This window comes from Massilia sp. Root351 (genome assembly GCF_001425045.1).
Classification (GTDB): Bacteria; Pseudomonadota; Gammaproteobacteria; order Burkholderiales; family Burkholderiaceae_D; genus Rugamonas.
The window spans coordinates 40383-62640 of sequence record NZ_LMDJ01000001.1; the positions used below are offsets into that span (position 1 = coordinate 40383).

At 67.3% G+C, this 22258-nt stretch carries 17 protein-coding genes; 13 read left to right on the forward strand and 4 right to left on the reverse strand.

Annotated elements, in window-relative coordinates; genetic code table 11:
- Positions 1–256 precede the first annotated feature (256 nt).
- Genes ASD15_RS00185 through ASD15_RS00205 form a run of 5 tightly spaced genes read left to right on the forward strand, consistent with a single transcriptional unit; the run spans position 257 to position 5982 of the window.
- The gene (locus tag ASD15_RS00185) at positions 257–1396 is read left to right on the forward strand and encodes a hypothetical protein (protein ID WP_057152670.1); all 1140 of its coding nucleotides are present in this window, start codon (positions 257–259) and stop codon (positions 1394–1396) included.
- Positions 1396–2826 carry a DUF6384 family protein gene (locus ASD15_RS00190; protein WP_267877819.1) on the forward strand — a complete coding sequence of 477 codons (1431 nt, stop codon included), beginning with the start codon at positions 1396–1398 and terminating at the stop codon, positions 2824–2826. Before ASD15_RS00185 ends, ASD15_RS00190 begins: the two co-directional genes overlap by 1 nt.
- Complete coding sequence (locus tag ASD15_RS00195) at positions 2826–4355, forward strand: hypothetical protein (RefSeq protein ID WP_057152672.1); 1530 nt, start codon at positions 2826–2828, stop codon at positions 4353–4355. Before ASD15_RS00190 ends, ASD15_RS00195 begins: the two co-directional genes overlap by 1 nt.
- Before the next feature lie 21 nt (positions 4356–4376).
- Positions 4377–4712 (forward strand): DUF6384 family protein, encoded by a 336-nt coding sequence (locus ASD15_RS00200; protein WP_157200776.1) that lies wholly within the window; start codon positions 4377–4379, stop codon positions 4710–4712.
- Positions 4713–4716: 4 nt separating this feature from the next.
- Entirely contained in the window at positions 4717–5982 is a 1266-nt protein-coding gene (locus tag ASD15_RS00205; RefSeq protein WP_057152674.1) for a hypothetical protein, read from the forward strand.
- A 51-nt stretch (positions 5983–6033) separates the two neighbouring features.
- Here the strand turns inward: ASD15_RS00205 and ASD15_RS00210 are convergent, their stop codons facing one another.
- The 4 genes from ASD15_RS00210 to ASD15_RS00225 form a co-directional block, all read right to left on the reverse strand.
- The gene (locus tag ASD15_RS00210) at positions 6034–7224 is read right to left on the reverse strand and encodes an alanine--glyoxylate aminotransferase family protein (protein WP_057152675.1); all 1191 of its coding nucleotides are present in this window, start codon (positions 7222–7224) and stop codon (positions 6034–6036) included.
- 64 nt (positions 7225–7288) lie between these two features.
- Positions 7289–8125 (reverse strand): HDOD domain-containing protein, encoded by an 837-nt coding sequence (locus ASD15_RS00215; RefSeq protein WP_057152676.1) that lies wholly within the window; start codon positions 8123–8125, stop codon positions 7289–7291.
- A 102-nt stretch (positions 8126–8227) separates the two neighbouring features.
- On the reverse strand, positions 8228–8512 hold the full coding sequence (locus ASD15_RS00220) for a hypothetical protein (protein ID WP_057152677.1): 285 nt from the start codon (positions 8510–8512) through the stop codon (positions 8228–8230).
- Between the two features lie 67 nt (positions 8513–8579).
- Positions 8580–8969, reverse strand: coding sequence for a MarR family winged helix-turn-helix transcriptional regulator (locus ASD15_RS00225; protein WP_229417997.1), 390 nt, complete (start codon positions 8967–8969; stop codon positions 8580–8582).
- Positions 8970–9104: 135 nt separating this feature from the next.
- On the opposite strand from ASD15_RS00225, the gene ASD15_RS00230 reads away from it, so the two are divergent.
- The 8 genes from ASD15_RS00230 (at position 9105) to ASD15_RS00265 (ending at position 22257) form a co-directional block, all read left to right on the forward strand.
- On the forward strand, positions 9105–10028 hold the full coding sequence (locus ASD15_RS00230; protein WP_057152679.1) for a DMT family transporter: 924 nt from the start codon (positions 9105–9107) through the stop codon (positions 10026–10028).
- A gap of 24 nt (positions 10029–10052) precedes the next feature.
- Positions 10053–10991: a GlxA family transcriptional regulator gene (locus ASD15_RS00235; protein ID WP_057152680.1), complete on the forward strand. Its 939-nt coding sequence runs from the start codon at positions 10053–10055 to the stop codon at positions 10989–10991.
- 165 nt (positions 10992–11156) lie between these two features.
- Entirely contained in the window at positions 11157–12395 is a 1239-nt protein-coding gene (locus tag ASD15_RS00240; protein ID WP_057152681.1) for an acetylornithine/succinyldiaminopimelate transaminase, read from the forward strand.
- 69 nt (positions 12396–12464) lie between these two features.
- Complete coding sequence (locus ASD15_RS00245; RefSeq protein ID WP_057152682.1) at positions 12465–13496, forward strand: arginine N-succinyltransferase; 1032 nt, start codon at positions 12465–12467, stop codon at positions 13494–13496.
- Between the two features lie 12 nt (positions 13497–13508).
- Positions 13509–14558, forward strand: a complete 1050-nt coding sequence (gene astA, locus ASD15_RS00250; protein ID WP_057152683.1) for an arginine N-succinyltransferase — start codon at positions 13509–13511, stop codon at positions 14556–14558.
- Positions 14551–16035, forward strand: coding sequence for a succinylglutamate-semialdehyde dehydrogenase (astD, locus tag ASD15_RS00255; RefSeq protein ID WP_200953898.1), 1485 nt, complete (start codon positions 14551–14553; stop codon positions 16033–16035). Before astA ends, astD begins: the two co-directional genes overlap by 8 nt.
- A 13-nt stretch (positions 16036–16048) precedes the next feature.
- On the forward strand, positions 16049–17389 hold the full coding sequence (gene astB / locus ASD15_RS00260) for an N-succinylarginine dihydrolase (protein ID WP_057152684.1): 1341 nt from the start codon (positions 16049–16051) through the stop codon (positions 17387–17389).
- A 137-nt stretch (positions 17390–17526) separates the two neighbouring features.
- Positions 17527–22257 (forward strand): NAD-glutamate dehydrogenase domain-containing protein, encoded by a 4731-nt coding sequence (locus tag ASD15_RS00265; protein ID WP_057152685.1) that lies wholly within the window; start codon positions 17527–17529, stop codon positions 22255–22257.
- Position 22258: the final 1 nt, after the last annotated feature.

Genomic DNA, 22258 nt, shown 5'->3' on the forward strand with positions numbered 1-22258 from the left:
GTTATGCGACACGGCGCGCAAGTCGCGCCAGCGCCTGGCGGGCGCGGTGAATTCGGCGCATCCGGCGCCGAACCTGGCTCCGGGCCCGTTGCCGAATTTGCTGCTTGGTTTGCTGCCCAATATGGGCCCGGCTTTGGCCGGGCTTGCGGTTCCGCAAGCGATAAAAGCCGGGTGAGATTTTCGCAAGGATGTTTTTGTTATAAGATGCGTTGCGGGCTACTTTCTTTATAGCAAACCCATCACTTGCGAGTCTCGAATGAACCAAATCAGCTATCTCGACCGTGCAGTCAATGCGCTGCGCACCATCGGCGTCAACCTGGGCAACCGCGAGGCTGCTCCGGTGGTGCCGCTGCTGGAGAAAGTCTCCAAATACGATGCCGTGAAAATCACGGCCATCGCCACCACGCTGCAGTACTCGTCCACCTTCAACGCCGCCGTGCGCGACCAGATCCAGGGCATGGACATCTCCACCCGCTACGCCGAGATCACCACCGGCTTCAACTCCATCCGCGAGGATGCCGAGAAGATGAGCGGCTGGATGGCCGACGGCAAGATCGACTTCCAGGAACGCATCCAGATGGGCTGGATGAAGATGCGCCGCGGTTCGATTCCCGACCGCTTCAACGACATCCGCGCCACCTACCTGGACGTGGCCAAGTCGGCCAACGAACAGATCCAGCGCGAGAACGCCATCCTGGAAGCCTACCGCGACTTCCGCATGGCGCTGAAAACGGCCGAGGTGGACGCGCAGCAGGTGCTGGAAACGGCGACCGCCGAACTGGAGCGCCGCAAGGTTGCGCTGGACGTGGCCAACAAGGCCACCGAAAACGTGGCCGACGCCGTCGAGCGCGCGCGCCTGGAACTGGCGCGCGACGAAGCGCTGCGCGCGGTGCAGGACGAGGACAAGTCCTACCAGATCGTGAAAGACATCGCCGACGACCTGAAGACCTCCTACAACACGGCCGAACTGGTGTTCGCCCGCCTGCAGCAGACCCATACCGTCAAGGAGCGCATCTACCAGCGCGCCGTGACCTTCTTCGCCACCAACGAAGTGGTGTTCACCGGCCTGGCCGCGTCGTTCACCTCGATGGCCGGCCTGGCAGAAACCACCAGCACCATGGACGCCATGACCGACGGCATCAACCAGGGCCTGGAATCGCTGGCCAAGGCCGGCGGCCAGCAGCTCGAAGCGGGCCTGCGCGCCGGCTACGGTTCCACGCTGAAGGCCAGCTCGGTGAGCGCGCTGGCCAACGCCATCGTTGAATTCCAGGGCAGCAGCCTGAAACTGATCGAAGAACTGCGCGAGGAATCGACCCGCACCTCGAAAGAGATCGAAGCGGCCACCGAGGACAGCAAACAGCGCTTCATCGCCCTGCTGAACAAGGGCGCTGCTTAGTGGCGGCAGGCAGGCTGTCCGAACAACTGGGAGCGATGTCCATCATTGATGATCTGCGCCACCGGCAAATGGTGGTGGCCGAGCATCTCGACCTGCCGCGCCGCCGCGCCGACGCGGAGCAGCGCATCCGCAACTACTACGCGGCGCACAACATCCCGGTGGACGACGCGCTGGTCGCGCAAGGCGTGCGCGCCTACTTCGACGGCCGCCTGGAATTCCGTCCCGCCGCGCCGGGCAAGCTGGCCGGCTTGCTGTCGCGCCTGTACGTCAAGCGCGGCGAGCACGCGAAGGCCTACGGTCTGTGGCTGGGCTGCGCCGCGACCTGCCTGGCCATGTGGGGCGGCATGAACTACCGCGACCACTGGCGCCTGCACCGCGACAGCCGCGAACACGTGGCGCAGCTGGCCGAGGTGCTGGAGCAGGCGCGCGCCAGCCAGAAGGACGTGATCGCGCAGGCGGTGCAGCTGGCCGGACGCTCCGGCGCGGCCCACGCGCAGCTGCGGCCCGCCGCAGCCATGCTGGCCCAGGTGCAGGCCGGGCTGCAACAAACCGAAGCAACGCTGAAGGACGCCGCGCCCGAAGCGGACGCCATCACCGCAGACAACCGCGGCGCCTTCCTGGCGGCGCTCGGCCAGCGCAAGGCCGAAGCCCAGTCCGCGCAAGCCGTGCTGACGCAGGCGCAGCACACGCTGCAGCGGCTGGAGCTGATGCTTGGGGCGCAATCGGCCATGCTGGCGCTGCAGCGCCAGTACAGCGAAGCGGTGCTGTGGAACGCGCCGGCCATCCGGCAGCAGGTGCGCAAGGTGCAACTGGCGCTGGAAGAAAACAATGGCGCCGGCGCCACCGCCGCGCAGCTCGCCGTAACGGAACTGGGTACGCAGCTGGCGCAGGCCGCCCTGGCGGAAGGCCACCTGCAGGACGTGCGCCAAGTCGTTTCACTGCTTGGCAAGATGGGCTTGTCCGGCGACGACAGGCTGCGCGTGCAGGCGCTGTCGCAGTCGGCCCTGAGTGCCGCCGCGCAGCTGGACGCAGGGCGCGTGGAGGCGCTGGCCGCGCAGGCTGAGGCCTTGCTGAGCTTCGCCAGGCTGCCGCTGAACATTCTGGTGGCCGACCGCGACGGTGTGCGCTCGGGAGTGGAGCGCAACTACAACGCATCGGGCGGCAAGTCCTGGTACCTGATTGTCGAAGCGCTGGACGCGGAGGGCAACAATGTGCAAGTCCCGGTGCGCAATGCGGAAACCGGCGACAGCACCTGGACCGAATTCTATGGCGTGCGCGTGAGCCGCAGCGAGTATGAGAGGGTGAAGGCCGAGAAGCAGTCCAGCGGCCACGTGGACAGCCGCGAGATGGGCAGCAAGCCGGCCAACTCGCTCACGGTGCGCTACGCGCGCACGCTGAAGGCGCAGCCCGACACGATTACGGAGTGGTGATGGAGCAGGATACCTACATTGCGGAACTCGAGGCCTTTTGCAGCCAGCACGAGCAGGCCCTGGCCGGCATCGAACGGCAGAGCGCCGACACCGCCGCGCGCCAGGCCGGGTGCGACGCCGCCAGCGCCGGGCTGCTGGGACAGGTGGCCGAGCTCCAGCTGGACCAGCAGGTCGAGTTCGGCAACCGGGTCAAGAGCGAACTGGCCGACCGCGCGCGCGAAGAGCAGCGCGAGCGCGCCCGGCTGGCCCAGGCCGAAGCCACGGTGGCGCAGGCGCTGGCCGCGCGCGACCTTGCGCGCCGCGAGTGCGAGGCGCTGCGCAGCCAGCTGCACGCCAACCTGGCCGCCGACACGGCGTTCGTCATCAGTGCGCAGACGCACGTGCTGGCGCGCCAGGCGCGCGATGCCTTCCAGCCGGACCACCACGAGCTGAGCGCCGAATGCAGCGCCAAGCTGGGCCCCTACCAGGCCGAGGGCAGCCTGTACGCCTACCTGCGGCAGCGCCGCTACGGCGACCGCAGCTACGGCGCGCTGCCGCCGGTGCGCATGCTGGATGCCTGGGTCGCGCGGCTCTGCCATTTCAAGGAAAACCGCGCCTCGGAGCAGACCTTGCTGGAGATGCAGCAGGAACTGGCGCGCCGCGCCTGCTTGCTGGACGCGGACCTGGCGCAGGCGGCCCAAGCCGAGCACAAGCTGCTTGACGCCGCCGCCGCCGCGCTGGGCCTGCCGGGCGCCGAGGCGCGCCTGGCCGAGCGCAGCCGCGAGCTGGACTTGCAGCAGGGCGCCGTCGCCGGCGTGCGCGCGGTGCTGGCCGCCTACGCGGACAAGAGCGACGCGCGCTATGTCGCGGCGCAGCAGCTGGTGCGGAATTTCCTGCAGGCCCGTTCCATCGACGAGCTGGCGGCGCAGGCGGCCGCCACCCCGGCAGCGGAAGACGACGCGCTGGTGCAGCGCCTGGCCGGCCTGCGGCAGGAGCGCGCCGCGCTGGAGCAGGCATACGGCGCGCTGGCGGAGCGCCTGCGCGAGGCCCGCGAAAAACGGCTGCTGGCCGGCGAAATCCGGGACCGGCTGCTCGAGGCGCTGCCGCAGGCGGGCGGCGTGACGCGCCACTTCTTCGAGGACGAACTGGATCTGCGGCAGGTGCTGGACGGCTACGTGAACGGCAAGTACAGCGAACAGCAGGTGCACGCGGAAATCGGGCGCCACACGCGCGAGCTGGGGCCTTACCATGACGACGATGGTACGATCTCGTGGATCGAAGTCGGCAAGACCGGCGCCAAGCTTACCGGCACCGTGCTGCTGACGGTGGGGGCCGTGGTGGTGGCGGTGGTGGGCGCGCTGGCCAGCAGCGGCGGTGGCTCGTCCTCTTCCGGCTCGCGCCGGCGTTCGGGGCGCGGCAATTCGGGCGGCAGCAACTGGGGCAGCAGCGCATCGGGCGGCACATCAAACGGCCGCTCCAGCGGTAGTGGCAGTAGCAGCAGCTCGGACAGCAGCAGCGGCGGCAGCTACAGCACCAGCGACAGTTTTTAGTGGCATGAAAGGACAGGCGGTATGGCAGGGAGTCTGAGTGAGCAGCTGGGCGCGATGGCCATCATCGACGAGCTGCGCCACCGGCAGATGGTGGTGGACGAATATCTCGACCTGCCCAGGCGGCGCGAGGAAGTGGCCGCGCGCATCCGCGAATACTACGCAGCGAACCGGCTCGCCGTGGATGACGAGCTGATCGCCGAAGGCGTGCGCGCCTATTTCGCACAGCGCCTGGAATTCGAACCCGGCCCCGCCGACCCCGCCGAACGCGAAAAAGCGCTGCAATACATTGCAGCCCAGCGTGCCGGCCAGGGACGCCCGTCCGGCTGGAAAAGCTGGCTGACCCGCCTTGTCAAATAACGCCATGCTCGCCAGCGAATTCACCGCCGCCATCGCCGAGAACACCCGCATCTACCAGGGCAAGCTGGAAAGCTGCGACCAGCGCACGGCCGATGCCAGCCGGGACCAGACCGCGCTGGAACAGAAGATCGCCGGCCTGCTGCGGCAGGTAGCCTCGCTGCATCTGGAAGGCGGCCAGAATATCGCGGCCGAAGTGGAGCGCGAACTGGCCTTCCGCGCCGATGAGTGGCAAGCCCTGCGCGCCGAACTGCAAACCGTCAACAGCGACGTCGCCAACCATGTGGCAGCCATCCGCCAGCGCGGCGCAGAGATCCGCGAAGCGGCGCTGCGGCCCGGCGCCCACCTGGACGCGGCCCAGGTCCTGCAAGCGGCGCGCGAACGCTACCAGCGCGCCGAGGACGCGCACCAGGCGCTGCTGGCCATGAACGCCGAACTGGAGACCGAGATCGTCTCCAAGCTGGCCGGCTATCGCAGCGACCCCTTGTATGTCTTCCTGCGCGAAGCGGGCTACCGCACGGCCGACTACCGCCGCAGCGGCGCGCAGACCGTCAAGGACGACTGGATCGCGGGCCTGTGTAATTTCGACGCCAACCGCCGCAACGAGAACATCCTGCTGGCCATGCAGCAAGCCTTGCCGGCGCGTGCCGAACGCAGCGCGCAGGCGCTGGCCGATGCGCGCGCGCAGCTCGATGCGCTGTCTTTCGCGCCGCCGCCGCCCACCATCGCCGAGCGCATTGCGCAGGCCGTGGCGCCGCTGGAAGCAGCCCTGGCGCAGGCGGACGAACGGCTGCGCCGCGTGCGCGCCGGCCTGGCCGAGTACGCCGCCTGCACCGACGCGCGCTACCGCCGCGCGCAGGAGCTGCAGGCGGCAAGCCTGAAGTCGCTGCCGATCGCGGAGCTGATCGCACAGGCGCGCGCCACGCCCAGCCCGGAGGACGACAAGCTGGTGCTGGAGGTGGTGAACCTGCAGGACAAGCTGGCCGGCAGCCGGCGCGACTACGAACGCGCACTGGCCGCGCGCCAGCACGCGGAAGAGGATGCGCAGCGCGCCGAGGCGCTGGAAGCGGACCTGCGGCGCGGCGGCTTCATCGACACCAGGGAGATTGATTTCCGCGACGGTCTGGACCTGCCGCCGCTGATCGGCCGCTACATGAACGGCGAACTGTCGCTGGGCGGCTTCACGCTCGAGCTGCAGCAGTTCGCCCGCGAGCTGCGGCCGAAATTCCGCTACAGCGAAACCGCCTGGGGCAGCGGCTCAAGCCGCAGCTGAGCAAAGCCGGTGGCCGCTTGCCTCCGGCGCCGGGGCGCCGCCGGCCGCGCCTTACAGCGCGCCCTGCAGCTGCCGCTCCAGCGCCGCCACGCCGGCCGCCACGTCCACGTCCGCGCCCAGCTCCTTCATGGTCGAACCCAGCGCATGCAGCGTGCGGAACAGGTGGTGGGCGCGGCACTGCTCGCCCATCTGGCCGATGCGCACGATGTTCAGGCCGAAGGAGCCGGAAATCTCCACCCGGTACTTGAGCGAGATCTGTTCGCAGATCTCGGCCCGGTTAATGCCCTCCGGCACCACGATGCCGACCACGGAATTGAGGCGCGACTCCGGCGTGCCGTACAGCTTCAGTCCCATCGCCTCCACGCCGCGCTGCAGGCCCATGGAGCAGCGCAGGTGGCGCGCGAAGCGCACTTCCAGCGTCTCCTGGCAGATCAGGTGCAGCGCCTCGTGCAGCGCCAGGATGCCGGACACCGGCGCCGTGTAGTGGTAGGAAGCGTTATGCCAGAACTGCTCCGCCAACTTGGCATCCAGGCACCAGTGCGGCGGCGGCACGGGGCGCGCGTTGATGCGCTCCCAGGCGCGCTCCGAAAACGCGATCAGCGACACGCCGGGAATCGACGACAGGCCCTTCTGGCCGCCGGTCACCATCGCATCGATCTTCCAGTTGTCCATCTCGCACGGCATGGTGCTCAGGGTGCAAACCGCGTCCACGATCACGTAGCAGCCATACTCGCGCGCCAGCCGGGTGATCTGCGGCAGGTGGATGTTGAACACGGTGGAGGAGGTTTCGCCCTGGGCGATGGTCAGCACCTCGGGGCGGAAGCGTTCCAGGTGTTCGCGCACGGCCGCCACCTGGGCCGCCTCGCCGTCCGCCACGTTCAGGCACGCCACCTGGCCGCCCACGCGGGTGGCCATCTCGGCGAAGCGGCGGCCGAAGTAGCCGTTGCACACGCTCAGCACGCGCGTGCCGGGGAACACCAGGTTGCAGACGCTCATCTCCATCGCCGCCGACCCGGGGCCGGCCACGCCCAGTATCCAGCGCGATTCGGTCTGGAACACGTAGCGCGCCATTTCCTTCATCTGGTGGATGATCTTGGCCATCGTGCCGCCGAGGTGGTTGATGACGATGGAATTGGCTTGCGCCACGCTGTGCGGAATCGGCACCGGGCCGGCGCCCATCATCAGCAGCGGTTCGGAAGGAAGCAGGGAATTGATACTGTCTACGGTGGGCGGCGAGAACATGGAAGCGTGAGTTGTAGTTAATGTTGCTGCAACTATAGCCCATCTTCAGCGAACCGGCAGCAAGCTACAGCATCAGCACCGAGAACAGCGATTTCACGTCGCTGGCCGATTCGCGCAGGATGCCGTCCAGCGTGCCTTCGCCGATGGCGAAATCGATGGTGCGGGCCGCCGCCGGGGTGGTGGCGCCGGGGCGCTGGTGCATGGGGGAGGGCACCGGGGCCAGGTCGTTGGCCAGCAGCAGGGTGTCGCCCAGGTTTTCCGGCGGCAGCGCGCGCATGCCTTCCCACATCGCCTCCACGGACGCCATCACGGCTTCCGGTACCACCAGCTTGCGCAGCACGCCGCGTCCGATGACCATCTCGCCGTGCTCCACCCAGTCTTCCGGTTCGCCCTGCATGACGCCGGGGTAGGCGTCGGCCTGGGCCAGCATGTAGAAGGCGCCCACCTCGTGGATGATGCCGGTAAACAGCGCCGTATCGGGATCGACATGGGTGACGCGGCGCGCGATCACCTGGGCCAGCGCCGCCACATGGGCGGTGTGCTCCCACAGCTGGGCGGCCATGGCTTTCAGGGTGGGATCGGTGATCTTGCTGCCGAGCTGGCGCACGATAAGCGCGGCCACCAGCGACTGCAGGGTGCGCACGCCGAGCCGCTGGACGGCCGAGCGCACGCTGGAAATTTCAGTGCCGGAACGGTTGTAGGCCACCGAGTTGGCGATGGCCACGGTGCGGGCCGCCAGCAGCGGGTCGGCCTGGATCAGCTTGGCTGCGGCCTCGACGTGGCAGTCGGGATCGCTGAGCGCCTCCTGCAGCCGGATCGACGCGTTCACATTGGTCGGGAACGCAAGATCCCCCCGGCTCGCTTGAGCAGCGATTTGCTTGAAGGCGTCCAGTCTGTCCATCAGGAAATTATACGCAAATTATTGCCGTGTGGAATTTATTTGCGACACAATTCGTGCCGGGACTGCGGGTCGCGCCGCCACGCGGCGTGATCCGCTTGTATTTTAGTCGGCTTCGCTGAAGATAGCGTCGCAACCTTCGCTGGTGCCTTCGCTGTCCTGCAGTTCGTCGACCAGGCCGAGGTCGAACAGCTCCTCGATGGCGTTCATGAAGCTGTTGTGCTTGGTGGCGCCGATCAGGCGGTAGATTTCGCCGTCTTCATTGCGCACGCCGATAATCAGCTTTTCCTTGCGCACTTCGTCCGGGGTGTCGACGTTGAGCAACAGGTTGCCGATGATGTGCTTGTCGAATTTCGCAGGCTTTTTGCCTTCGAGCAGGGAGGTTTTCAATGTCGTTCCTTGGTTGTTGGGGGGATGGGCGCGCGCTGGGCCGCTGTGCGAGTCCGCTGGCCGGCCCTCAGGCGCCGCCTGCCGATATCACTTGTTTGAGGCCGGACAGGGTTTTTTCAAGGGCGGCGAAGTCGTCGTCGCTGTAGCCGGCGAACACCTCGCCGCCACGGGAGATGACTTTGGGGAACACTTCGCGGAACACTTGCTCGCCTTGCGGGCTGAGGCGGATGAACCACGAGCGCTTGTCGTCCAGGCTGCGGACCCGTTCCACCAGGCCTTTTTGCTCCAGGCGTTCGATCACGCCTGTCATGGTGCCTTTGGTGATCAGGGTCTTGTCGCCCAGCTCCTTGTAGGACATGCCTTCGGTGTTGCCCAGCGTGGCGATGATGTCGAATTGCGCATGGGTCAGCCCGCACTCGCGCACGTGCTCGCCCGACAGGCGTTCAAAGCCCTGCATGCATTCGGCCAGTAACCGGATACTTTTCAAATATCGTTCGCCCATAGACCGTGATTATAGCTCCCTGCTGCGGGGCGGCAATCGCGGTACACTACGCGGCCAGCGAATATTGATAAATGAACATGAAGCCGATCCATGCCGTCCCTGCCTAGCCACGCCCGCGGCATCGCCGCCCTGCTGCTCGTCACCGTTGTCTGGGGCACCACCTTCCCGGCCATGAAGGACATGACTGCGTACCTGTCCACCAACTGGATCGTGGTGTCGCGCTTTGCCATGGCCAGCGTGCTGCTGTCGCCCTTCCTGGTGCGCGCCAGGTGGGCGGACTGCCGCTACGGCTTGCTTAGCGGCATCGTGCTGTTTTTCTGCTACCTGTTCCAGGTGGAAGGCTTGTCGCTGACCAGTTCGAACCGCAACGCCTTCGTCTGCGGCCTGAACGTGCTGGTGCCGCCGCTGCTGGGCGTGTTCCTGGGCAAGCTGCCGGAGCGCCGCATCGTCGCCGCCCTGGCGCTGGCGCTGGTGGGCCTGTTCGCGCTGTGCTGGGACGGCGCCTTTGTCTGGGGCCGGGGCGACACGCTGGCGCTGCTGGCCGCGCTGTGCTTCGGCTGCTACATCAAGATGATGGAAGTGTTCACCCGCAAGGCCGGGCGCCTGATGACGCTGACGGCGGCGCAAATCCTCACCGTGGCGGTATGCGCGGCGCTGTGGATCGCGCTGCGCGAGGTGCCGCGCGGCCCGGTGGCCGGCCCGCAGGACATGGGCGACTACTGGGAATACATCTGGCAGGGCCTGAAGCTGTACCGCTGGAACCTGATTTACCTGGGGGTGGTGGCCACCGCCCTCATCATTTCGCTGCAAACCTGGGGCCAGCGCCACAGCACGGCCAACGAGGCGGCCGTGATTTATGCCTTCGAGCCGGGCTGCGCCGCCATGTTCGGCTATTTCTGGCTGGGCGAGACGCTCGCCTGGACGGGCCTGCTCGGCGCGGTTTTGTTGATCTCCGGTATGATAGTGAGCCAATGGAGCGTAGCGCGGCCTCCGACCGCGCTGGCGCCCGAGTAATCACCCACTAGCTCAGATCCGCCGATGCCGTTTTCCCCTTTGTCCCGCCTGTCCCAGGAGCAGCCGCTGCGCGTGCTGCTGGTCAATGCGGGCGAGGCGGACACGCTTACCTGGGCCGGCCTGGTCCAGCCGCTGCGCCTGGCCGCGCGCAGCGTGGGCCCGCCATTCCAGCTCGACATCCGCACCCCGCAGCAACTGGCCGCCGGGCCCGCCGGGGGCTGGCACCTGGCGCTGCTGGTGGCCGACGAGCAGCAGGAAGCGCCGCCGCCCGCGCAGCTGCGCGCCGTGGTGGAGCGGCTGCGTGCCGCGCCCTACTGGGGCGGGGTGGGCGCTGGCGTCCTGTGGCTGGCCGAAGCCGGGCTGATGGGCGGCGTGCGCATCGCCCTGCCGTGGGCGCTGTACGCCGACACGGAAAGCATTTCCGAGCGCGCCATCCTGACGCCGCACCTGTTCGAGATCGACGGCCCGCACCTGAGCTGCTGCGGCGGCGCCGCCAGCGCCGACTTCGCGCTGACGCTGGTGGACGCGCTGTATGGCGCCAACGTGCAGGCCGAAGTGAAGGAGGCGCTGTGCATCGACCGCGTGCGCAATCACGAGGAGCGCCAGCGGGTGGCCCTGCAGGCCCGCTTCGGGGCGCTGCAGCCCAAGCTGTCGGAGGCGGTGACCTTGATGGAGGCCAATATCGAGGAGCCGCTGTCGACCGACGACATCGCCAACCTGGTGGGCCTGTCGCGCCGCCAGCTGGAGCGGCTGTTCAAGCAGTACCTGGGCAGCCTGCCGTCGCGCTACTACCTGGAGCTGCGCCTGCAGCGCGCGCGCCAGTTGTTGCTTGAGACCAATTCATCCATCGTGCAGGTGGGGCTGATGTGCGGCTTCTCCTCCGGCTCGCATTTTTCCACCGCCTTCGGCACCCTGTTCGGCAACACCCCGCGCGAGGAGCGCCAGCGCAAGCTGAACGGCTGAGCCGTGGCATAGTCCGCCGGGCATACCGGGTATGCGGAGGCCTTCTGAATTATGAAAATCCTTGTCGCATCCGCAAAAGAGTTTTAGCATCCCGCTTTTTATAATGTCGTACCACCCGTGGCCGCCTGGTTGCGGCCGTACCTCTATACATTGATAGGGAATGCCATGAACGCAAAGCTTGATTCGACTGTAACCACTCGCCCTGTCACCCGGCAGACTTTTGACGAAGTACTGGTTCCAACCTACGCGCCAGCCGCGATGGTGCCGGTGCGCGCATCGGGCCTGGACCTGTGGGACCAGAACGGCAAGCACTACCTGGACTTCACCTCCGGCATCGCCGTGACGGCGCTGGGCCATTGCAATCCCGTCATCGTCGAAGCGCTGACCAAGCAGGCCAACACCCTGTGGCACCTGGGTAACGGCTACACCAACGAGCCGGTGCTGCGCCTGGGCCTGGCCCTGACCGAAGCCACCTTCGCCGACCGCGCCTTCTTCTGCAACTCCGGCGCCGAAGCCAACGAAGCGGCCCTGAAACTGGCCCGCAAGCACGCCCACGCCAAGTTCGGCGAGCACAAATCGCGCATCGTGTCCTGCTTCAGCTCCTTCCACGGCCGCACGCTGTTTACCGTGTCGGTTGGCGGCCAGTCGAAGTACACCGAAGGATTCGAGCCGCTGCCGCCAGCGATCGACCACATCGAATACAACAACATCGAGTCCGCACGCGCCGCCATTGGCGACGACGTGTGCGCCGTGATCGTGGAACCGATCCAGGGCGAAGGCGGTGTGCTGCCGGGCGACAAGGCTTTCCTGCAAGAGCTGCGCGACCTGTGCGACAAGACCGGCGCCGTGCTGATCTTCGACGAAGTGCAGTCCGGCATGGGCCGCACCGGCCACCTGTTCGCCTACCAGGGCTATGGCATCACCCCGGACGTGCTGACCTCGGCCAAGGCGCTGGGCAACGGCTACCCTGTGGCGGCCATGCTGACCACCAACGAACTGGCGGCCTCGCTGGGCGTCGGTTCGCACGGCACCACTTACGGCGGCAACCCGCTGGCCGCCAGCGTGGCGCTGACCGTGCTGAACACCATCAACCAGCCGGCCTTCCTGGCGCGCGTGAATGAAGCGTCGGGCAAGCTGGTGGCCCTGCTGCAGGACCTGACCAAGGAATACCCTGCCATCCTGTCGACCGTGCGCGGCAGCGGCCTGCTGCTGGGCGTGGTGGTGGCCGACGCGTGGAAGGGCAAGTCGAAAGACATCCAGAAGGCAGCCGAAGCGCAAGGCCTGATGGTGCTGATCGCCGGTACCGACGTGGTGCGTTTCGCGCCCGCGCTGGTGGTGAGCGACGAGCAGATCGCCGAAGCCGGCCGCCTGCTGCGCGCCGCGCTCGACAGCCTGGCCGCGTAATGCCCCCGGGGACGGGCCGCCCGGTCCGTCCCCTGCAGCGCCCGTAAGTATAAAAACAAAGGAGTTCACATGTATGTTGTCCGTCCGGTAGAACTTGCGGATATCGCAGCGCTGGAAAAGCTGGCTGCGGTAAGCATGCCGGGTGTCCATACCTTGCCCAAGACGCGCGACAAAATCGCGCAGGCGGTCGAGGCTTCGATCGCATCCTTCAGCGCCCACGTCGATATCCCCAGCGAGGAATCGTACCTGTTCGTGCTGGAATCCCTGGCGGACCACGGCATCGTGGGCACCGCCGCCATCTTCGCTTCGGCCGGCTCCAATGGCACCTATTTCTCGTTCCGCAACGACGTGATCCAGCAGGTGTCGCGCGACCTGAACATCAGCCATAGCGTGCACGCCTTGACGCTGTGCTCCGAGCTGACTGCCTATTCGCAGCTGTCCAGTTTCTATGTCAACGAAGCGGTGCAGAACCGCCCCGAGGCGGCGCTGCTGTCGCGCGCGCGCCTGCTGTTCGCCGCCATGGCGCCGCAGCGCTTCGCCGACCGTTTCTTCGTGCCCCTGGCCGGCGCCACCGGCCCGAACGGCGAGTCGCCGTTCTGGGACGCCGTGGGCCGCAAATTCTTCCAGATGGACTTCCTCGACGCCGAGCGCACCATAGGCGGCGCGCGCAACCGCACGCTGATCGTCGAGCTGATGCCGCACTACCCGGTGTACGTGCCGCTGCTGCCGGGCGACGCGCAAGCCGTGATGGGCCAGATCCATCCGTCCGGCGAACTGGCCTTCAGCCTGCTCACGGCCGAAGGCTTCGAGGCCGACGACTACATCGACATTTTCGACGGCGGCCCCATACTGCAGGCGCACAAGCACGCGCTGCGCACCTGCACCTCGTCGCTGCAGCGCACCGTGGCCACGCCGCGCCCGTCGCGCGCGGGCGAACCGGTGGTGCCCTACGCGGTGGCCGCCAACGCCGGCCAGGAGTTCCGCGCCGTGGTGGTGGCGGTGCCGGCCATCGAAGGCAGCGCCACCATCGCCCTGCCGGTGGAAGTGCAGGAAACGCTGCAGGTTGCCGAAGGCGGCAGCGTGATTTGTGTACGCATCTAAAAAGAGACTCCTATGCTAGTAGTACGCGCCATACAAGCCAGCGACCTGGACGCCCTGTTCGACATGGCCAGCCAGGTCGGCTCCGGCATGACCACGCTCAAGCCGGACATGAAGATGCTGGGCGACCGCCTGGAAATCGCCGTGGCCTCCTTCGCCGAAACCATCCCGCCCGAAAAGCGCGACTACATGTTCGTCATGGAGGACACCGACAGCGGCCGCCTGGCCGGCGTGTGCGCCATCAAGGGCTCGGTGGGCCTGGACGAGCCGTTCTACAATTACCGCATCGGCACCCTGGTGCATTCCAGCCGCGAACTGAAGGTGTTCACGCGCATGGAGACGCTGTATCTGTCCAACGACCTGACCGGCAGCACCGAACTGTGCTCGCTGTTCCTGAACCCGGACTACCGCCACGGCAACAACGGCAAATTCCTGTCCAAGTGCCGCTTCCTGTTCATCGCCCAGTTCCCGCACCTGTTCACGGAAAAGCTGATCGCCGAAATGCGCGGCTACCAGGAGTCGGACGGCCGCTCGCCGTTCTATGAAGGCCTGGGCCGCCACTTCTTCAAGATGGAGTTCGACCATGTCGATGCCCTCACCGCGCAGGGCAAGAAGTCCTTCATCGCCGAGCTGATGCCGCGCCAGCCGCTGTACGTGGCCTACCTGCCGCAGGACGCGCAGGACGTGGTGGGCAAGGTGCACACCTCCACCGTGCCGGCGCGCCGCCTGCTGGAGCAGGAAGGCATGCACTTCGAAGGCTACGTCGACATCTTCGACGCCGGGCCGGTGCTGCAGGGCCGCGTGTCCGAGCTGCGCGCGGTGCGCGACAGCGCCCTGGCCGTGGTCGACGTCGACACCGACATGACGCACGCCTGCGCGCCGCAGCAGGAGCCGGTGCTGGTGTCGAACACCAACCTGAAGGATTTTCGCATGATCCTGTCGGACGCCGCCTCGGTGAACGGCAAGATCGACCTGTCCGCCGACGACCAGAAACTGCTGCGCGTGCACGCCGGCGACGTCGTGCGCACCTTGACTCTCAACGTGAGGAAAAACACCAATGTCTGACGCATCGAACAACGCCCTGAGCAATTTCATCAACGGCCAGTGGTCCGCCGGCCATGGCGCCGAACTGGTGACCATCGACCCGTCGAACGGCAAGCAGACCTGGGCCAGCCGCGAAGCGACCCCGGAAGACGTGGCCGCGGCGGCTGGCGCGGCGCGCGCAGCGTTCGAAGGCTGGGCCCTCGCGCCGCTGGAGCAGCGCGTGGCCATCGTCACCCGCTTCCGCGACCTGCTGAAGGAAAACGCCGAAGAGCTGGCGCTGCTGATCGCCGAGGAGGTGGGCAAGCCGCTGTGGGAGGCGCGCACCGAAGTAACCACCATGGCCAACAAGGTGGACATCTCGATCCAGTCCTACGGCGCGCGCACCGGCGAAACCCGCAGCAAGGTGGCCGACGGCGAAGCCGTGCTGCGCCACCGCCCGCACGGCGTATTCGGCGTGTTCGGCCCGTACAACTTCCCCGGCCACCTGCCCAACGGCCACATCGTACCCGCGCTGATCGCCGGTAATACCGTGGTCTTCAAGCCCAGCGAATACGCGCCGCGCACCGCCGTGAAAACCGTGCAGCTGTGGCAGCTGGCCGGCTTGCCGGCCGGCGTGCTGAACCTGGTGAACGGCGGCCGCGACACCGGCATCGCGCTGGGCCAGAACAAGGATATCGACGGCGTGCTGTTCACCGGCAGCAGCCAGACCGGCGCCGCGCTGCACCGCCAGTTCGCCGGCCAGACCGGCAAGCTGCTGGCGCTGGAAATGGGCGGCAACAACCCGCTGGTGGTGTGGGACATCAAGGACGTCGACGCAGCCGTCTTCATGGCCGTGTCGTCCGCCTTCATCTCGGCCGGCCAGCGCTGCACCTGTGCGCGCCGCCTGGTGGTGCAGACCGGCCCGGCCGGCGACGCCTTCATCGCGCGCCTGGTGGAAGTCGCCTCCAAGCTGGTGGTGGGCGCCTCGAACGCCGAGCCGCAGCCGTTCATGGGCCCGGTGGTGTCGGCGCCGATCGCCGCGCGCCTGGTGCAGGCCCAGCACGACATGGTGGCCAGGGGCGGCAAGCTGCTGCTGGAAATGAAGCAGCTGCAGCAAGGCACCGGCTTCGTTTCGGCCGGCATCGTGGACACCACCAACGCCAAGGGCATCCCGGACGAGGAATGGTTCGGTCCCCTGCTGCAGATTATCCGCGTGGACGATTTCGACAGCGCCATCAAAGCCGCCAACGCCACCGAATACGGCCTGGCAGCAGCGCTGATCTCGAACGACGCAGCGCTGTGGAACAAGTTCCAGGTGCTGGCGCGCGCCGGCATCGTCAACTGGAACCGCCCCACCACGGGCGCTGCCAGCAGCGCGCCGTTCGGCGGCGTGGGCAAGTCCGGCAACCACCGTCCGAGCGCCTACTACGCGGCGGATTATTGCGCCTACCCGGTCGCTTCGATCGAGAACAGCGCACTCGAAATGCCGGCCAAGCTGTCGCCCGGCATGAACTTCTAAGGAAAACGACGCCATGGCGCAAGCACGCGAATTCAACTTCGATGGCCTGGTAGGCCCGTCCCATAACTATGCCGGCCTCTCGTTCGGCAACGTGGCTTCGTTCAACAACGTCAAGAGCGCGTCGAACCCGAAGCAGGCCGCCTTGCAGGGCTTGGCGAAGATGCGCGCGCTGGCGCAGCGCGGTTTTGCGCAAGCACTGCTGCCGCCGCAGGACCGTCCCAATTTCCGCCTGCTGCGCAGCCTGGGCTTCACCGGCAGCGACGCCGACGTGCTGGCCAGGGCCTACAAGGAATCGCCGGTGATTCTGGCTTGCGCCTACTCCGCCTCGCCGATGTGGACCGCCAACGCCGCCACCGTCAGCCCCTCGGCGGACACCGGCGACGGCCGCGTGCACTTCACGCCGGCCAACCTGAACAACAAGCTGCACCGCGCTTTCGAGCACGCGCAGTCGGCGCGCAGCCTGCGCGCCATCTTCAGCGATCCGAAGCACTTCGCCGTGCATGACGCGCTGCCCGGTACTCCGGCCTTCGGCGATGAAGGCGCGGCCAACCACACGCGCCTGTGCGCCGCACACGGCGCGCAAGCGGTCGAAGTGTTCGTCTACGGCCGCGTGGAGTTCGACGCGGCCGCGCCCGCGCCCAAGCGCTTCCCGGCGCGCCAGACGCTGGAAGCATCGCAAGCCGTGGCGCGCCTGCACGGCCTGGCCGCCGAGCGCACCGTCTACGTCCAGCAAAACCCGGACGTGATCGACCAGGGCGTGTTCCACAACGACGTGATCGCGGTCGGTAACGGCAACGTGCTGTTCTACCACGAGCAGGCTTTCGCCGACGAAGCGGCCACGCTGGAGCGCGTGCGCGCGGCCATGGCCGGCGTGGGCGCGGAGCTGCAGGCGGTGCGCGTGGACACCGGCGCCGTGGCCGTGGCCGACGCGGTGCACAGCTACCTGTTCAACTCCCAGCTGCTGTCCAAGGCGGACGGCAAGATGGCGCTGGTGATCCCGCAGGAGTGCCAGGAGAACCCCGCCGTGGCGCGCTACCTGGACGGCCTGGTGGCCAGCGGCGGCCCGGTCGATGAACTGATCCATTTCGACCTGCGCCAGTCGATGCGCAACGGCGGCGGCCCTGCGTGCCTGCGCCTGCGCGTGGCGCTGACGGACCAGGAAGCGGCGGCCATGCACCAGGGCGTGGTCATGACCGAGGCGCTGTACCACACGCTGGTGGCGTGGGTGGAGAAGCACTACCGCGACCACCTGGAGCCGCAAGACCTGGCCGACCCCGCGCTGGCGCTGGAAACCCGCGCCGCACTGGAGGAGCTGACCCGCATGCTGGGCTTGCCGGGGCTGTATGATCTGTAAGTTCGATCTGTAAATTCGAGTAATCATCCCCATATGGTTGCGGGGCCAACCCCCGCAACCGAATAAAGCGTCGCCGCCGTCCAGCCAAAAGCCTCACGGTGTGGACGGAATACACACAACGTATTGGAGAAGCAACGATGACACAAATGCCACAAGACCTGCGCAAACAGACGCTGGACCTGATCAACGCGAACAAGTCGGCCGACAGCGGCCAAGTCTCCGCCCTGATCGGCGCCTGGCTCGCGGCCATAGATGAAGAAGACCTGGCCGGCGTCGCGCCGGACAGTCTGGTCCCGGTGCTGTGGGAAGGTTTTGCGCAGGCTGCCAAGCGCAGCGGCGCAGGTGTGCAGATCGCCAAATTGCGCTACGCCGACGGCCGCGGCGGCAAGGCGACCGCGTTGCTGATCCTGAACGACGACATGCCGTACCTGGTGGACTCCATCGTCATGGCCTTGCGCAAGCAGCGCCTGATCGCCAACGGCGTGCTGAACGCGGTGCTGCCGGTGGCGCGTTCCGCCGACGGCGTGGCGACCGCCGTCGGCGCTGACGCGGCCGGCGGCAAGTTCGAATCCTACGTGCTGGTCCTGCTGGCCGACGACCTGGCCGAAGGCGACCTGGCGGCCCTGGTGGCGCGCCTGGAAATGGTGGCGCGCGACGCCGCCGTGGTGCGCCGCGACCTGGACGCCATGAAAGAGCGCTTCACCAGCGTGGGCGCGGCAGCAGCCGCGAACGGCGGTGCAGAAGGCCAGGAAGTGGCCGCCTTCCTGGACTGGGCCCGCACCGAAGGCTTCGAGCCGTTCGGCTACGCCTATTACCAGGTCAAGCCTGGCGTACGCGAACTGGAACGCGACATCCCGAGCCGCATCGGCGTGCTGCAGGACACCTCGCACCCGATCTACGGCACCTGCCTGGCCAACATCCCCGGCGACTTCGACACCCTCTCCAAGCGTCCGCATACCCTGTCCATCGTCAAGGCCGACGTGGAAGGCACGCTGCACCGCGACCAGCACCTGGACTTCATCGGCGTGCGCAACACCGACGCCAACGGCGCCATCCTGGGCGAACACTGCTTCGTCGGCCTGTTCACCCGCGCCGCCACCATCACCCCGCTGACCCGCATGCCGTTCGCGCGCGGCCGCATCGCGCAGGTGCTGCAGATCGCCGGCGTGCGCAAGGAAGGCTTCCGCGCCGAGAAGTTCGTCGAGATCCTGGAATCGCTGCCGCGCACCGAAGCGATGGAAGCCGAACCGCAGTGGCTGGCCGACGTGTGCGGCGCGGTCGTGTCGCTGTACAAGCAGCCGCGCACCAAGGTGTTCGCCCGCCGCGACGTGTACGCCCGCCACCTGAATGTGCTGGTCTACCTGCCGCGCGAGCGCTACAGCGCCTCGGTGGCGCACGCGCTGGCCAAGGCCCTGCAGCAAAGCTCGGGCGCCTCGCACGTCAGCTCGCAAACCCTGGTGGCCGACGGCCCGCTGGCGCGCGTTTACCTGATCGCGCACGCCGCCCGTTATCCGCTGGACCTGGAGTCCGACATCCAGCGTCCGCTGCTGTCCATCCTGGATGGCTGGCACAACAGCTTCTCCACCCTGGCCGACGCCGTGTTCGAAGAGGGCACCCGCACCAGCCTGCGCAAACTGTGCGCCACGCTGCCGGTGGACTACGTGAACGCCACCGCACCCGCCGTGGCCTTCCATGACCTGGGCGCCATGCTGCGCCAGGGCGACGGCGGCCGCGTGGCCGCGCGCGTGGAACTGGCTTCGGCCGACAGCAAGGCCACCACCATCCGCCTGTACTCGGTGGAGCGCGTGCCGTCGCTGTCCAATATCCTGCCGGCGCTGCACAATGCCGGCGTGGCGATCGACCGCGAGCAGACCTACACCATCCACACCGGCGACGGCAAGCGCCACTTCGTCACCAGCCTGCTGGTGGACGAGGTCAGCGCCGCCAAGCTGGCGCAGCCCGGCGTGGCCGAAGTGGTGCAGGACCTGGTCACCTCGCTGTTCAACAACGAAGCAGAAGACGGCCGCCTGAACGGCCTGGTCATCGAAGGCGGCTTGAGCACCCGCCAGGTGCAGCTGGTGCGCGCCTATGCGAGCTACTGGCGCCAGGCCGGCAGCCGCTTCTCGGTGCGCTACGTGGCTGAAACGCTGCGCAAGCAGCCGGCCCTGGTGAAGGAACTGGTCGATGCGTTTGAACAGCGCTTCAACCCCGCGCTGCCGGAAGCCGAGCGCACCGCAGCGCTGGAGAAACTGGCCGGCGTCAAGTCGCGCCTGGCGTCCGTGAACCATGCGGACACCGAGGAAATCCTGGCCGCCATGGTCGACCTGATGGCCGCCACGCTGCGCACCAACTACTACCAGAACAAGCAGCAGGGCGACAAGATCATCTTCAAGTTCGACACCAGCCACCTGGCGCTGGTGCCGGAACCGCGTCCGTTCCGCGAGATCTTCGTGTTTTCGCGCCGTTTCGAAGGCGTGCACCTGCGCGGCGGCCCCGTGGCGCGCGGCGGCCTGCGCTGGTCGGACCGCATGGAAGACTACCGCACCGAGGTGCTGGGCCTGGTAAAAGCGCAGATGGTGAAGAACGCCGTCATCGTACCGGCCGGCGCCAAGGGCGGCTTCGTGTGCAAGATGATGCCGAAGGACGCCGTGCGCGAAACCATCGCCGCTGAAGGCGAAGCCGTGTACCGCCTGTTCATTTCCAGCCTGCTGGAGGTGACCGACAACCGCGTGCTGGGCAATATCGTCTCGCCAGCGGACACCGTCTGCTACGACGGCGCCGACCCCTACCTGGTGGTGGCCGCCGACAAGGGCACCGCGACCTTCTCCGACATCGCCAACGGCATCGCCGTGCAGCGCGGCTTCTGGCTGGGCGACGCTTTCGCCTCCGGCGGCTCGAACGGCTACGACCACAAGAAGATGGGCATCACCGCCAAGGGCGCGTTCGAAGCGGTCAAGCGCCACTTCTACGAGATGGACCACAACATGGAAACCACCCCGTTTACCGTGGTGGGCGTGGGCGACATGTCGGGCGACGTGTTCGGCAACGGCGTGCTGCTGTCGAACCAGATCAAGCTGCTGGCCGCGTTCGACCACCGCCACATCTTCCTGGACCCGAATCCGGACACCGCCGTTTCCTTTGCCGAACGCCAGCGCATGTTCGCCCTGCCGCGCTCTTCGTGGGAAGACTACAACAAGGAACTGATCTCGCAGGGCGGCGGCGTATTCCCGCGCAGCGCCCGCTCGATCGAACTGTCGCCGCAGATCCGCGCCGCGCTGGACATCGCGGAAACCGCGCTGCCGCCGGAAGAGCTGATGCACCGCATCCTGCTGGCGCCGGTGGACCTGTTCTACAACGGCGGCATCGGCACCTACATCAAGTCGTCGGCCGAGTCGCATGCGCAAGTGAAGGACCGCGCCAACGACAATATCCGCGTCAACGGCAGTGAACTGCGCTGCAAGATCGTGGCCGAAGGCGGCAACCTGGGCGCCACCCAGGCCGGCCGCATCGAGTTCGCGCTGGCGGGCGGCCGCATCTTCACCGATGCGATCGACAACTCGGCCGGCGTGGACTGCTCGGACCATGAGGTGAACGCGAAGATGTGGCTGGACGTGGAAATGAACGCCGGCCAGCTGTCCGAAGCGGACCGCAACCGCATCCTGAACGAAATGACGGACGACATCGAGCGCCTGGTCCTGCGCGACAACACGCTGCAGACGCACCTGCTGGTGCGCGAACAGCAAGCACAGTCCGAGGCAGCGGTGCAGGACGGCTACGCCGCGCTGATCGCCAGCCTGGAAGAAGAGGGTGCGCTGTCGCGTGAACTGGAGCAGCTGCCCACCGTGGCTGAACTGGCGCGCCGCAAGCTCGACGGCCGTGGTTTGACCACGCCGGAACTGGCGGTGGTGATCGCCAACGTGAAGAACCGCTACAAGCGCCTGCTGTCGGCGCTGCCGCTGACGGAAGAGAGCTGGGCCGAGGCGGTGCTCAAGCCGTACTTCCCGGACCTGCTGGTGGCCACCCGTCCCGCGCTGGCGCACCCGCTGGCCAACGCCATCCTGGCCACCGTGCTGGCCAACGAATCGGTGAACCGCTGCGGTCCGCTGATGCTGCGCGAACTGGCTGCCGAACATAGCGTGGATGAAGCCGACGTGATCCTGGCCTGGGGCCAGGCATGGTCGGCGCTGAACCTGGCGCCGGTGTTCGAGGCGCTGGACGCGGATGCATTGAAAGTGCCGCGCGCCGTGTCGATCAAGGTCGACGGCCGCACCCGCAGCCTGCAGCGCGCTGTGATCCAGGGCGTGCTGGCCGTGCCTGCCGACCAGCTGCGCGCAGCCGGCGGCGTGGACGAGCTGACCCGCCTGTTCGCCCAGCCGGACATGCTGAAGAAACTGGTGCCGGCCGATGGCCAGTCCGAAGCCGACACCACGCCGGGCCTGCGTCCTGAATTCGCGCATGCATGGAAAGCGGTGGACGCGGTGGAAGCCGTGGCGGCCTTCGTGTTCGCGGCGCTGTCGGTCAAGCGTCCGGGCGGCATGGACCTGCCGGCCTTCCTGCAAGTGGGCATGGCCCTGCGCAGCCAGGCGGGCATCGACACGCTGGAACGCGGCCTGAAGCTGCCTGCCGCCAGCCGCTCGCAAGAGCAGCTGCGCAGCTACGCCCAGCACGCGCTGCGCCGCACGCAGCAGCGCCTGCTGACGCAAGTGCTGGCCCGCGCCACCAACGGCCACGACGCGGCCGAAGCCGTGGAAGTGGTGACCAACACGCTGGGGCTGTCCGGCTACGCCACCTCGGCGGACCTGGAGCAGGCGATGCTGGACGTGTGGGCGCTGTCCGAAGCGGCCAACGCCGTTCCGCTGGCGGCTTAAG

Coding starts and splice junctions, on each gene's coding strand:
- ASD15_RS00185 (WP_057152670.1), top strand. CDS start 257: ATGAACCAAATCAGCTATCTCGACCGTGCAGTCAATGCGCTGCGCACC.
- ASD15_RS00195 (WP_057152672.1), top strand. CDS start 2,826: ATGGAGCAGGATACCTACATTGCGGAACTCGAGGCCTTTTGCAGCCAG.
- ASD15_RS00200 (WP_157200776.1), top strand. CDS start 4,377: ATGGCAGGGAGTCTGAGTGAGCAGCTGGGCGCGATGGCCATCATCGAC.
- ASD15_RS00205 (WP_057152674.1), top strand. CDS start 4,717: ATGCTCGCCAGCGAATTCACCGCCGCCATCGCCGAGAACACCCGCATC.
- ASD15_RS00210 (WP_057152675.1), bottom strand. CDS start 7,224: ATGTTCTCGCCGCCCACCGTAGACAGTATCAATTCCCTGCTTCCTTCC.
- ASD15_RS00215 (WP_057152676.1), bottom strand. CDS start 8,125: ATGGACAGACTGGACGCCTTCAAGCAAATCGCTGCTCAAGCGAGCCGG.
- ASD15_RS00225 (WP_229417997.1), bottom strand. CDS start 8,969: ATGCAGGGCTTTGAACGCCTGTCGGGCGAGCACGTGCGCGAGTGCGGG.
- ASD15_RS00230 (WP_057152679.1), top strand. CDS start 9,105: ATGCCGTCCCTGCCTAGCCACGCCCGCGGCATCGCCGCCCTGCTGCTC.
- ASD15_RS00235 (WP_057152680.1), top strand. CDS start 10,053: ATGCCGTTTTCCCCTTTGTCCCGCCTGTCCCAGGAGCAGCCGCTGCGC.
- ASD15_RS00240 (WP_057152681.1), top strand. CDS start 11,157: ATGAACGCAAAGCTTGATTCGACTGTAACCACTCGCCCTGTCACCCGG.
- ASD15_RS00245 (WP_057152682.1), top strand. CDS start 12,465: ATGTATGTTGTCCGTCCGGTAGAACTTGCGGATATCGCAGCGCTGGAA.
- astA (WP_057152683.1), top strand. CDS start 13,509: ATGCTAGTAGTACGCGCCATACAAGCCAGCGACCTGGACGCCCTGTTC.
- astD (WP_200953898.1), top strand. CDS start 14,551: ATGTCTGACGCATCGAACAACGCCCTGAGCAATTTCATCAACGGCCAG.
- astB (WP_057152684.1), top strand. CDS start 16,049: ATGGCGCAAGCACGCGAATTCAACTTCGATGGCCTGGTAGGCCCGTCC.
- ASD15_RS00265 (WP_057152685.1), top strand. CDS start 17,527: ATGACACAAATGCCACAAGACCTGCGCAAACAGACGCTGGACCTGATC.